Here is a 13,125-nt window from a genome sequence, read left to right as displayed (position 1 = left end):
GTTCGAGCACTACGACCGCGAGCACGACATGCGCGTCGCCTACGCGGAGTTCGAGAGCCGGCTGAGGAGGGAGACGGAGCACTAGTGGCCGTCGACCGCAGCGAGTGCGACCTTGCCTATCGTCATCCGCTCGGCACGACCGTGCTCGGTGAGCCCCGAGTGCCCGATCCCGACATTGACGATCAGCAATTAGGCTAGGACAAGCGCACACCAGCCGACGAAGGAGACACATGCAGGGCTCAACCCATCCGTTTGAGTGGCCGCACCGCGTCGTCGAAGGGTGAGCCACGTCGTGAGCGAACTGATCCCCACCACCCAGGCGGAGCGCATCCAGGCCGCCCTGCGCGACTACCTGACGACCACCTTCGCCCTCGCTGATCTGGACGCCAAGGCTGCCCTGGACGCGTTCCTCGCCGACGGCACGGACGGCATCTTCCGTGGCCCGTTCGTGCGCACACGGCTGCCGTTCGCCCCCGCCACCGGCTGGGAGGGCGCGCTCGACGTCGTCCCGGAGGGATTCATCCCGCATGGGCATCAGGCCGAGGCATGGCGTCGGCTCTCGAGCCGCGAGGACCGCCCGAAGCCGACGCTGGTCACGACGGGTACGGGCTCCGGCAAGACAGAGGCCTTCCTCATGCCGCTGCTCGACCACGTGGTCAGGGCGCGGCAGGCCAGGCAGTACGGGGTGAAAGCCCTGATCCTCTACCCGATGAATGCCCTCGCCAACGATCAGGCCGCTCGCCTCGCGAAGCTCATCGCGAGCGAGCCGGCGCCGGGCAGGACCAACCCCTACGCGGGCATCCGTGCCGCGATCTACACCGGCGAGAAGGGCCCTGAGCGGGACACGGTCACCACCGCAGGCCTCATCACTCACCGCTACACGATCCGCAACAACCCGCCGGACATCCTCCTCACCAACTACAAGATGCTCGACCACCTGCTCCTGCGGTCGGAGGACCGCGGCATCTGGGCCGAGAGCGCGGAGAGCCTGCGCTACATCGTCCTCGACGAGTTCCACACCTACGACGGCGCGCAGGGCACCGACGTTGCCATGCTGCTCCGCCGTCTGGGGCTGACGCTGAAGAGCCACTGGCCGGATCGCGGCTCCGCCGACGACAACCACACCGACGTCGAGTGGGAGCGCCCTCTCGGGCAGATCACGCCCGTCGGCACATCCGCCACGCTGGGCGACGGCCGGGACTCGTCGGTGATGACGACCTTCGCCACCCAGGTGTTCGGCGAGACGTTCGACGACACGTGCGTGATCGGGGAGTCGCGGCAGACCATCGACGAGTGGTTCGCCGACGCTCGGCCGCCCACCGGGGCGGAGCCCGTCGCCATCACACAGACCGTGGCTCAGGAAATCGTCGACCGCCTCGACGACGTGATCGACGGCGCCGAGATCACCGACGTGCTGCTGGGTGAGCTCTTCACGAAGGGCCCAAAGCCGTCCGCCGACGCGTCCACGTTGCTGCAGCATCTGAAGGCGCTGCCGCTCTTCCGTGCCGTCGTCGTGCACACACGCCAAGCGGTGCACGTCGACGATCTGGCCCGGGCGATCCTCCCCCCGGACATCCAGCTCGGGTACGCGTCGCAGCTCGTGACCCATGTGGTCTCCGCCGCCTCCCACCTCCGCGCGCTCGTCGGCCGCGCTGCGGCCAACATCGACCTGCACCTCTGGGTCCGCGAACTCACCCGTATCGACCGCACCGCCAGCCCCGCAGCCCACTACCTGTGGAGCGACGACGGCGAGCGGCTCAGCGAGGACGACGCCTTTCCCGCCATTTACTGCCGCCACTGCGGCCGCTCCGGCTGGGGCGTCGAGCTCAGCCCGAGCGGCAACCAACTGGTCGGCAACCCCAGCTCGATCCGGCGCAGCCACTTCGCGAAGCAGGGCCGCTTCCGCGCGCTGATCCACGCCCCCGGCGAAGGGCTCGAGTCCACGGAGACACGCCTCGAGGGGCTCCAGTGGTTCGACACCGCCGCGCGCGCTCTGCAAGCCACCGCCCCGGACAGCGACGACCGCGAACTGCGCGAGGGCCGCATCCTGCCAGTGATCACGCACGTGGGCCTGGACGCCGAATCCAACTCCCGCAAGGACGTCTGCCCCGCCTGCCAGGAGTCCGACGGCATCCGATTCATCGGCTCGGCCATCGCGACGATGCTCTCGGTGAGCCTGTCGTCGCTGTTCGGCACGCCGCAGCTCGACGAGCGCGAGAAGAAGGCGCTCATCTTCACCGACAGCGTGCAGGACGCAGCCCACCGGGCCGGCTTCGTCGCCGCCCGGAGTCAGGTCCTCACGATGCGCGCCGTCATGCGCGACGCCTTCGCCGACGTCGTCGAGCTCGACCTCGAGCAGCTCACGGACGCGATCCTCGCCCGCGCCGGCGACGACCTCGTCCGTCGGCACCGCATCCTGCCGGCGGAATTGGCCAGCGACGACCGTCTCCGCCCGTTCTGGACGGAGCCCAACGTCCAAGCAGTCCCGCGGTGGATCCAGCAGCACGTCCGGCGGCGCCTCCTGTTCGACGTGCAGCTCGAGTTCGGTCTGTCGTCGCGCATCGGACGCACCCTCGAACGGACGGGCTCGCTCAGCGCGATGGTCGACATCGGCTCCCCCACCCGCATGGCCGCCATCGGAAAGAACGTCGTCGCCAGGGCGGCGGAGCAGGCGCTGGGTGAGCTCTCCGACGATGTCCTCACCGCCTGGGTGCGCGGCGTCGCCGAGCACCTCCGACTCCGCGGGGCCATCATGCACGAGTGGCTGCACGGGTACCTCGACGACGACGGCCGGCGCTGGAAGATCTGGGGCGGCAGGCCTCGCGGACAGGGCATGCCAGCGTTCCCGCCGGGACGCTCAGCGCCGGCGTTCCCACGGGTCGGCGGGGCAAAGGCTCGCTCCGAGCAGCTCCTCGACAACGTCACCGAGGCCAGCGGCTGGTACGCCCGTTGGACCAGTCGCATCCTCGGAGTGACCCACAACCACGGAGCGATTCTCGCCAAGGCACTCCTGGAGGCCCTCGACGCGGATGGCGCCCTCGAGACCCGCACCTCGCCGTCGGGGATGAAGGCGTACGCGATCCCGTCGCAGCGGGTGCTGGTCCGCCGGGTCAATGACAAGGATCTCCACGACCGCCACCTGCTCGTCTGCACCACGTGCCGAAGCCAGTGGCCGGGCTCAACGACGACCGTCGACCAACTCGACGGTGCGCCCTGCCTCAACACGCGCTGCCCGGGCACGCTGGGACGCGCGTCCCTCACCGTCGACGGGTTCTACCGTCGCCTCTACGCGAGCGAGGACATGCGCCGCATCGTCGCGCGGGAGCACACGAGCCTGCTGCCCACCGACGAGCGACTCAAGTTCGAGCAGGGGTTCAAGGCCGGGGGGACCGACCCGGAGCAGCCGAACGTGCTCGTCGCGACGCCCACGCTCGAGATGGGCATCGACATCGGCGACCTCTCGGCCGTCTTCCTGGCGTCGCTGCCGCGCACCGTCGCGTCGTACCTGCAGCGGATCGGCCGAGCGGGCCGCGCCACCGGCAACGCCCTCACTCTCGCCTACATCACCGGGCGCGGCGAGACCCTGCCCCGGCTCGGCGACCCGCTGTCGATGATCAACGGCGGCGTCCGACCGCCCGCGATCTTCCTCAGCGCCGTGGAGATACTGCAGCGGCAGTACCTCGCCCACCTCGTGGACCGAGCTGCCGTGGCCCAGGACACCCCGCACACCGCACGGGGCGCGATGGAGTCGGCCGACGACCGCTCCTTCCTGGGCAGTCTCATCCGCGAGGCCGAGGCGCACCACGACGAGCATCTCGACCGCTTCCTCGGTGCCTTCGACCATCAGCTTCGCGACGCCTCGGTGGAGCACCTGCGCGCGTGGGCGACGCCCAGCGGGAGCGCCCGGAGCAGCGGCCTGGCCGAGCAGGTGATCGGCGCCTCCCTGCGCTGGCGGCTGCGGCACGAGGCACTGGCCCACCGCAAGGACGACATCCAGAAGTCGCTGCCCGAGCTGATGCAGGCCGCCAACGTCCAGGCAGCCCCCGACGAGGCCCTCCGCGCGCTGAAGATGGCCGAGAGCGCCATGAAGCTCACCAAGAACCAGATCGCCGAGATGACGGGCGAGTACTGGATCTCGGTCATGGAGGAGTTCGGGCTCCTGCCCAACTACACCTTGCTCGGCGACGCGACAACCCTCGACGTCAGCATCACCTGGCACAACCCCGAGGCCCAGCAGTACGAGCACGAGGCCACAGACTTCCAGCGGCCTACGGCTACGGCCCTCACGGAGTTCGCGCCCGGCAACACCTTCTACGCACGCGGGTGGAAGATCCGCATCGACGCCGTCGACCTCGGCGTGAAGAGTGAGGGCGTCCGGCCGTGGGTGTGCTGTCCCACCTGCGGCTTCGTGCAGGACGTCGAGGAGAGCGGCAAGACGGTGACCGTCTCGGTGTGCCCGCGATGTGGCGACCATGGGATCGCAGACATCGGACAGAAGCTCCAGACCCTCGAATTCCTGCGTGCATCGGCCGACATCAACCGGGAGGGCCACCGGATCAACGGCGACGACGAGAACCGCACCCAGACGAGATTCGAGATCGCCTGCCTCGCCGACATCGACCCGGAGCACGTCGCCACCGAGTGGTACGTGGATGGGTACGACTTCGGCGCGAAGTATCTCGACAAGCTCACCCTGCGCTGGCTGAACCTCGGCTCCGCCACGACCCTGTCGACGAAGCTCACGATCGGCTCCGACGACCGCTCGGCCTCCCTGTTCCGGGTGTGCAGCGAGTGCGGACACATCGACGAGAAGGCCAGCAGCAACTCCTTCGAAGAGCACCGCCCCTGGTGCAAGTACCGCAAGTCGGCCGATGAGCACACGCAGAGCATCGCGCTGGCTCGCACGCTGGTGACGCAGGGCGTCGTGCTGCCACTGCCCTTCGACGTCACCGCCGGCGACGTGTTCGCACAGCCCAGCCTGCAGGCCGCGCTGCTGATGGGCATCCGCGATGAGTTCGGCGGTTCCCCCGACCACATCGGGGTCGAGACGGTACGCGACCCACGTACGGACGGGACGGCCGTGAAGGCCTTGCTCCTCCACGACATGGTCCCCGGAGGGACGGGCTACCTCGCCGATCTCGTCGACCCCGCCAACCTGTGGAGTCTGCTGCACCGGGCCTACGAAGTCGTCCGTGATTGTCCTTGCCAGACCGAGGAACGACTCGCATGCCACCGCTGCTTGCTGCCGTTCGCGCCGCCATGGGACGTGGCAAACGTCTCGCGGGCGACGGCGGAACGCCACCTCCGCGCGATCCTCAACTCGGGCAACCGCCAAGCCGACGGGGTCCCCGTCGGGATGGAGTGGGAGATCACCGAACAGCCGACGACGAAGCACGACCCGGAGTCGGCGCTCGAGGCGCAGTTCCGTGAGCGCTTCCTCGAGATCGCCAAGTCGATCGGCATGCAGGTGACGCAGACCCCCAGCTCGACCGGCTACGGCAACACGATCAAGCTGACGCACGGACAACAGTCGTGGCGCCTCGCCCCGCAGGTGCTCACCCTGGGCACGCAGATGGACTTCGAGCTCACGTCGGAGCACCCGGCCATCAAGATCGCGATCTACCTCGACGGCTACAAGTACCACGCGTCGCCCGAACACAACTGCATCGCCGACGACGCTCAGAAGCGCGCCACGTTGCGCAACGCAGGCTACGAGGTACTCTCGATCACGTGGCAGGACGTCGCCGCCCCGCTGGACGCGGTGGCACCAGGGCCATCGTGGGCGAATCTGCAGGCGATCGGCCGCCTCACCACCCACTTCCCCACGACGCCGGGCATCGCCGAGGCGGCGCTCGGCGGACCGATGCGGATCGTGTCCTCGCTGCTTCGCGACCAGAGCGTCGCACAGTGGCAGGGATTCGCCTCCGGGGTGCCGTTGGCCGTCCAGAAGCATGCCCGGCTCCGTCTCCCCGAACGAGCAGACCTCGCTGGGGCCGCGGCCGCGCTCCTCGAGGATCCTGCCGTGTTCCCCGCCGACGACAGGGGCAATGCGATGTGGTGGAGCGAAGATCAGGTCGGCATCCTCGTGCGCTTCCACGGCGGCGCGCACAAGGAGCAGGACGTCGTCGCGATCCTCGACGACCGGGACAAGGCCCTCGGGATGCCCAACTTCAAGCAGAGCTGGCAGCAATGGCTCGGCATCAGCGACGCGCTCATCTTCCGCCGCGACCTCGCCAGCACGATCATCACCTCCATGAAGGAGACGCTGCAGCACTCGCCTGCCGCGCCGAAGGCCACCCGCGCAGCGTCGGCCGTGGCTGCCCTCACGACTTCCGAGCTGGCGGCGACCGAGCCGGGTGCGCATGCCGCCAGCGGTACGACGCCCCTCCCCCACGACTGGGCTGCTGCCGTCGACGAGGCGTTCGGGGGCGAGGAGCTGGCCGCCGCGCTAGCCTCAGCCGGCGTCCGGGCGCCGGACCTCGCTGGCGCGGAGGTGGGCGACGACAACGTGCCCGTCGACTTCGCGTGGGAGGGCCCGCGGATCGCGGTCCTCCTCACCCCCGACGACGACGCCACCGCCTTGCTCACTGCCGCCGGCTGGCGATGCTTCGACACCGATGCCGCTGCGATCGCGGCCGCACTGAAGGAGGTCAACTGAATGGGCGCGACCCTGATCATGGCCAAGCAGGCCAACCAGATCGACGGCAACCTGAAGAAGAAGGCCTTCACCTTCCTGGAGAAGCTGACCGCCGATCCGACCGCTCCGGGCCTCCACATCGAACCCATCGTCGGCTCCGTCGATCCCCGCGTCAGAACGGGTCGTGTGGACCAACAGTACCGAGCCGTGCTGTTCCAGTTGAGTGCCGGCGAGGACATGGCGTTCGTGTTCCACGGCATCTGGAACCACGACGACGCCATCGACGTGGCGAAGCACGTCACCCTCAACATCAACAGCATCAACGGCATGGCGGAGATTCGGACCGTGAGCACCGACGAGGCGCCGCTGGCAGAGGAAGCCCCGGCCCTGCATCCGGCCGAGCCAGCACCGGAGCCCGCCGTCGCGAGCCCGCGCCCAGCGGCCCCTGAGGCGACCGCGCAGGGGCCGGAGGTCGTCGTCGGGGCCACGTGGGACGAGCTGGTCAACGTCCTGGGCCTGCCGCGCGCCGTCGCCGACGCCGCCGTGATGGCGAAGACGGAACGCGCGCTGCTGGCCGCTGCAGCGGACGGACCCGAGTGGCAGCAGCACGCGCTGCTGAGCCTGGCGACGGGCTCGACCGTGGCCGACGTGCTGCAGGAGCTGCACATCGAGGTCGACACCCCGCCGTCGGAGAACCCGAGCGACGAGGAGATCCTCGCGCGCCTCAAGCACCCCTCGGCCGGCATCGAGTTCGCAGAGATCGACGGGGTCGACGAACTTCGCCGCATCATCGACGGCGGCGACTTCGGGGCATGGCGCGTCTTCCTGCACCCGGAGCAGAAGGAGTTCGCGCTGCGGCCGCGCAACGGCGCATTCCGACTGTCGGGCGGCGCCGGCACGGGCAAGACCGTGGTGCTGCTGCACCGAGCACAGCATCTCCTGCGCGAGGACCCGGCAGCGCGCGTGCTCCTGACCACGTTCACGACCACGCTCGCGGCAGCGATGCGACGGGATCTGGCACGCCTCAACCCGTCGCTGCCGATCACCGACAAGCTGGGCACTCCGGGCGCCGTCGTGGCCGGCATCGACGCCATCGCGAGGGAAGTCGTCGCGACGGCTGGGGCAGACCTGCTCCCGGCTGTGGCCGACGTCCTCGGTACCGGGCGAGAGGACATCACCCCCCGCAAGAAGGACGACCGGTGGGCCGTCGTCGCGGCCAATGCCGACCCGTCGCTGCCCGAAGGATTGCGAAGCAAGCACTTCCTGCAATCGGAGTACGAGCTGGTCGTCCTCCCCAACCGCATCGTCGACGCCGACCGCTACCTGCGCGTCTCCCGCCCGGGCCGCCACGTGCGCCTGAGCCGAGCCCAGCGGGCCGCAGTGTGGGAATCCTTCGCGGAATACCGGCGTCTGGGACAGCAGCGCTCGACGGCCGATTTCCAGGAAGTGACCATGATCGCGGCGACGGTGCTCCAGCGTCGCGCTGCACGGTACGGGTATCTCGCCGACCACGTCCTCATCGACGAGGGACAGGACATGACGCCCGCGCGATGGCACCTCATCCGCTCGCTCGTGGGCGAGGGAGCCAATGATCTGTTCATCGCGGAGGACAGTCACCAACGCATCTACGGCAACAAGATCACGTTGTCGCACTACGGGATCAACATTCGTGGACGTTCGCGGCGACTGACCCTCAACTACCGGACCACGGCCGAGAACCTGCGGCTTGCCGTCGCGATCCTCGACGGCGGCGACTACCAGGATCTGGAGGCCGGGCAGGAGTCGACGAAGGGCTACCGTTCGGCCCGACGCGGCCCCGTGCCGGAGCTGACGCGTTGCTCGTCGACCGGCGAGGAACTCGATCACGCCGCCGACCTGCTGCGACGCTGGTTGGCCGACGCGGCACAACCGGAGTCGTTGGCCGTCCTCGTCCGCGACAACCTGCAGGCGTCCCTGGTGGCCAGCGGGCTGTCGGAGCGCGGAGTCGACACGTTCGTCGTGGGACAGGGCGAGCCCCAGACCGGCGCCCCTCTGGTGATGACGATGCACCGCGCCAAGGGCATAGAGTTCACGAAGGTACTGCTCTTCGACATCTCACAAGGGTCGGTCCCGATGAACCTGCGCGATTTCAGCTACGATGAGGCGGACCTCGCCGACGCCCTGCTGCGCGAACGTTCGCTACTGTACGTTGCGGCGTCCAGAGCGCGTGATGAGCTTGCGGTGTCGTGGCACGGCAAGCGGAGCGAGCTGCTGCCGACCCGTTGAATCAGCGCTCCTGAGGCTCTGGCTGCTCTTGTCCGCCTTCCCCGATGGTCGAGTAGGCGCGCAGCGCCGCATCGAGACCCCGCGCCACCCTCTCGTGCTCACCGGCGATATTCTGCCATGCCTGACAACGAGCGTGACGGACCCCCTGCGGGAGTAGGCTGCCGGCCATGCGCGATCTGGTCATTCATCCGTCGCCCGCCACGCATCGCCACCAGTGGGGATCCTTCCTGGGCGTCGAGGCCCTGTTCGTGGCGCTGACCGTGGGTTGCGTCGCGATGCTGATCGAGACGAGGTCCTGGGTGGCGGTCCCGGCGCTGATCATCGTCGGCGCGTTGGCGCTGTGGTATCCGTTCGCCACCGTGCCGAGGCTCCGGCGCGCCAACCCGAACCTCGGCGGGCTGCCCGTGCTGGTGGCCAACCAGTACGGCATCGGCGACGGGTTCGTGCTCGTGCCGTGGCCGCAGGTGGCGAGCGTCAGTATCAGTCAGAGCGCCGGCGGCTCGCACTCGCCCGAGGGGCAGCTCGTGCGGGAGCACACCAACAAGGTGGCCATGCTCGACGGCCACTGCCACGTCACGATCAACTGCCACGGCGGCCCCGACCTCGGCCGCAGCATCCCCGGTCTGCGCACGGTGGGCGCAGACCAGCTCCGGCTCGAACTCACCGACCAGATCCCGCCCTCGCACTACCGGGGCACCGCGGAGGCCGTGGCATCCTTCGTGCAGGCGATGGGGGTGCCGCTCTCCCGGTGAGCCGGGGGTGGCCGCTTCGGCGTCGAGTTGTCCCGATTTGACCGGGACAACTCGACGCTATGTGCCTTGGGGTCCACCCCGCCAAACAATTTGTGAATGAACGGTTGGTCTGCGAACCGTTCATTCACACTGTGGCTCGGGCCGGCCCTCCAGCCCAGGACTAGGGTGAAGGTATGAAGTATCGCTACGCAGGAAACTCCGGTCTCAAGATCTCCGAGATCACCTACGGCAACTGGCTCACGCACGGTTCCCAGGTGGAAAACGAGGTAGCCACGAAGTGCGTCCACGCCGCGCTCGACGCTGGCATCACCAGCTTCGACACCGCCGATGTCTACGCCAACACCGTCGCTGAGTCGGTGCTCGGCGAGGCGCTGAAGGGTCAGCGTCGCGAATCGCTCGAAATTTTCACCAAGGTGTACTGGCCCACCGGGCCGGGCGGCGCGAACGACACCGGGCTCTCGCGCAAGCACATCATGGAGTCCATCAACGGCTCGCTGGAGCGACTTCAGACCGACTACGTCGACATCTACCAGGCCCACCGCTACGACTACGAGACGCCGCTGGAGGAGACCATGCAGGCCTTCGCCGACGTGGTGCGCCAGGGCAAGGCGCTGTACATCGGCGTCTCGGAGTGGACGGCTGAGCAGATCCGCGAGGGCCACCAGATGGCGCGCCAGCTCGGATTCCAACTGGTGACGAACCAGCCGCAGTACTCCGCGCTGTGGCGGGTGATCGAAGACAAGGTTGTGCCCGCATGCGACGAGCTCGGGGTGTCGCAGATCGTGTGGTCGCCCGTCGCGCAAGGCGTGCTCACCGGTAAGTACAAGCCCGGTGAGCAGCCGCCGGCCGGGTCGCGCGCCACCGATGACAAGGGCGGCAAGAACATGGTGGCGCGCTTTTTGGATAACCAGCAGGCCGTCGAGCAGGTGCAGAAGCTGCGCCCCATCGCCGACGACGCCGGCCTCACCATGGCGCAGCTCGCCGTTGCGTGGGTGCTGCACAACCCGAACGTCGCGGCGGCGATCATCGGGGCGTCGCGCCCCGAGCAGGTGGCGGAGAACGTCAAGGCCTCGAACAACCCCATCGGCGACGACGTGTGGGACGCCGTCAATGAGGTGCTGGATGAGGTGGCCGAGAAGGACGCGCAGCGCACCTACGAGTCGTCGCCGAAGGAACGCCTCACGTAGCTTCGGTGGGCGGTCGCCGTCGGTGCTGTTTCGCGTTTTCCCTGCAACATTCGCCCAGATTTGGTGAAGTGGGGTTATGCGAGATCCATACAACGGCATCGACGGTGGCGCACCGCTGACCGTCACGAGCGAAGATTTTTCCGACGGCGGCTCCCTGCCGCTCGAATGCACCGCCGAGTTCGTGGGCGCGGGTGGCCGCGATGTAACCCCGCAGTTGGCGTGGTCGGAGGTGCCGGAGGGCACGAAGTCCATCTACATCCACGTCTACGACCCGGACGCCCCGACGCCTGCGGGTTGGTGGCATTGGTCGGTGGTGAATCTGCCGCCGACGCTTCGTAGCCTTGAGCGCGATGCGAACGGCAACCTCCCCGACGGCGCCGTCGTCCTGAAGCACGACGGTGGCGGTGTGGGCTATCTGGGGTCGGCCCCGCCGGAAGGCCACGGCCCGCACCGCTACTACTTCACCGTCCACGCGCTCGACACGCTGCTCGATGTCGACGAGAGCACCTCCGCCACCGCGGCCGCGTTCCAGAGCGTCGGGCACGTGCTCGCGCGCGGGTCCATCGTCGGCACCTGGGAGAACTGACGCCGATAGCCAACCGGAGCAGGCACATCCTGCGGCGTCAGCCTATATTGCGTCCGCGCACCTGACCCGATCACCCCCCACCAGGCCGCCGCTCACTCATTGAGCGAGACGAGCGAGCAGCGTAAAATACTACTGATTCAGGATCGGCGCAAGGAACGACCGGTGGGAGGTGGACGCGATGGCCACGGTGTTTGATATCGCACGGGAGCTCATTACCCGTGGGGGCGGCTCTCTCGAAACGTTGAAGCTACAGAAGCTCACTTTCTATACCTTCGGCTGGTATGCGCATCTCACCGGCGAGCAACTGTTCGGCGAGAAGTTTTACGCGATGCGGCGCGGACCCGTCGTCGGGGAGTTGCTCAGCGCGCATGCGGGACAGAAAACCGCAGACATCACGATGATCGATGCGCAGCGCGAAGCCCGCGAGGATCTTCCCGAAGAGCTGGATGCCTACACATCAGCCGTGCTCGATGGCGTCTGGCGCGCATACGGGCAGAAGGACAGTTGGGATCTCGTGGATCTCACCCATCAGGAAGCAGTGTGGGTTGACGCATGGGCTGCGCGTCCGGAGGGCAGCGGACGGAGCACCCTTGGGAGTCAGCACGTCGTGGAGTATTTCCTCACTCGCGCTCCCAAGCCGGGTGAAGACCTCGATCTGCCACCCGCGATGGTCTCGCTGGTATCGGCGGAAGATCTGGAGGCAGTGGAATCTGGCGCACAAGTACACGTGCCTTTCGTGCAGGCCGCTCGTTCCTTGCCTTCCCGCTGAGATGTACGCGCGTCTGCCCGATTACCTCGGCCAACGGGGACTACAACTGCGCAGGCTGGACGAAGATCACTATCTGGAGTTCTTCACCTGTGGTCGCGACGATTCCATGGACGACTGGCTACAACGGCACGCCCGCGCATGGCAGGAGGAGAATCTCTGCAGCGTTTGGGTGCTCTCCAGGATCGACAACCTCGATCAACCCACCGCCTTCTTCACGCTGAGCGCGCATCAGATCATCCCGAGCAACATCAAGCGCGGGCACAAAGCAGCAGTAGGCAGCAACAGCCCTTGGGTGAATAACCTGAATCAGGCCTTCCCCCGCCCAATTGCTCGGGAAGTTTGCGGTGGATAAAGACTCGCAAAGCACAGGCACGGGAACGGTACTCATGGTGTGCGTCTACGCCCAGCACCTCGCTGCTGCCCACGCGTCGGCGGCAAAATTTCTCGTCGTGGACGTTCAGCAGCCAGCGCTGGTGCAGTACTACTGCAAGCGGTTCGGCTTCGTGCAAGTCGAAAGCTCTGGCGAGAGGGTGCGGATGTATCGTCCCACCACGGCGATTCGTCAGGACATGGAGCGGATTCTCGCCTGACGAGACACTTGCTCGCGCGTGACGTGGTGATCGTGTGCTGGGGATTTCGCTGCGCCTCCCCTCCCCTGTCACCCGCTGGCAAGATGGAGAGACCTACAGAAAGGGCACCCCATGAGCTGGACCACCGACCCCCGCGACGTGCTGCGCGTCACTGACGACTTCGACCTCGCTACGTTTGATCGCAACGGTAAACCTGGCTTCGACGGCACAAAGTCGGACGGTGAGCAGGTGATGGCGACGCGCGGTGAACTCCTCGCGGAGCTGCAGGAACGACTCTTCGCGGAGGGCCGGGCCGGCGGTGAGCGTTCGTTGCTCGTCGTAGTGCAGGGGCTGGATACC

The 13,125-nt window shown here is 67.6% G+C and carries 9 protein-coding genes and 1 pseudogene; all 10 read left to right on the top strand.

Annotation, left to right across the window (positions count from 1 at the left end; all coding sequences use genetic code 11):
• On the top strand, positions 1-198 hold a 198-nt coding region (locus Q0X61_RS10910), incomplete at its 5' end, for a hypothetical protein (RefSeq protein ID WP_297742585.1).
• A 94-nt stretch (positions 199-292) separates the two neighbouring features.
• Positions 293-6,658, top strand: coding sequence for a DEAD/DEAH box helicase (locus Q0X61_RS10905; protein ID WP_297742583.1), 6,366 nt, complete (start codon positions 293-295; stop codon positions 6,656-6,658).
• On the top strand, positions 6,659-8,902 hold the full coding sequence (locus Q0X61_RS10900) for a UvrD-helicase domain-containing protein (protein ID WP_297742581.1): 2,244 nt from the start codon (positions 6,659-6,661) through the stop codon (positions 8,900-8,902).
• A gap of 167 nt (positions 8,903-9,069) precedes the next feature.
• The gene (locus Q0X61_RS10895; protein WP_297742579.1) at positions 9,070-9,654 is read left to right on the top strand and encodes a hypothetical protein; all 585 of its coding nucleotides are present in this window, start codon (positions 9,070-9,072) and stop codon (positions 9,652-9,654) included.
• Between the two features lie 173 nt (positions 9,655-9,827).
• A complete protein-coding gene (locus Q0X61_RS10890; RefSeq protein ID WP_297742577.1) occupies positions 9,828-10,841 on the top strand; it encodes an aldo/keto reductase family protein in 1,014 nt (337 codons plus the stop codon).
• Between the two features lie 76 nt (positions 10,842-10,917).
• Positions 10,918-11,427, top strand: coding sequence for a YbhB/YbcL family Raf kinase inhibitor-like protein (locus tag Q0X61_RS10885; RefSeq protein WP_297742575.1), 510 nt, complete (start codon positions 10,918-10,920; stop codon positions 11,425-11,427).
• A 178-nt stretch (positions 11,428-11,605) separates the two neighbouring features.
• Entirely contained in the window at positions 11,606-12,196 is a 591-nt protein-coding gene (locus Q0X61_RS10880; protein ID WP_297742573.1) for a Panacea domain-containing protein, read from the top strand.
• A 1-nt stretch (position 12,197) separates the two neighbouring features.
• Complete coding sequence (locus tag Q0X61_RS10875; protein ID WP_297742571.1) at positions 12,198-12,548, top strand: hypothetical protein; 351 nt, start codon at positions 12,198-12,200, stop codon at positions 12,546-12,548.
• Positions 12,541-12,786 (top strand): hypothetical protein, encoded by a 246-nt coding sequence (locus tag Q0X61_RS10870; protein WP_297742569.1) that lies wholly within the window; start codon positions 12,541-12,543, stop codon positions 12,784-12,786. The genes Q0X61_RS10875 and Q0X61_RS10870 overlap by 8 nt, the downstream gene beginning before the upstream one ends.
• Before the next feature lie 111 nt (positions 12,787-12,897).
• Positions 12,898-13,125 (top strand): annotated as a pseudogene (locus Q0X61_RS13435) (hypothetical protein); the annotation flags it as partial.

Source organism: uncultured Tessaracoccus sp., assembly GCF_947255005.1.
Lineage (GTDB): Bacteria > Actinomycetota > Actinomycetes > Propionibacteriales > Propionibacteriaceae > Arachnia.
The sequence above is the reverse complement of the archived record's forward strand: the minus strand, read 5'-3'. Positions and strand labels throughout refer to the sequence as shown.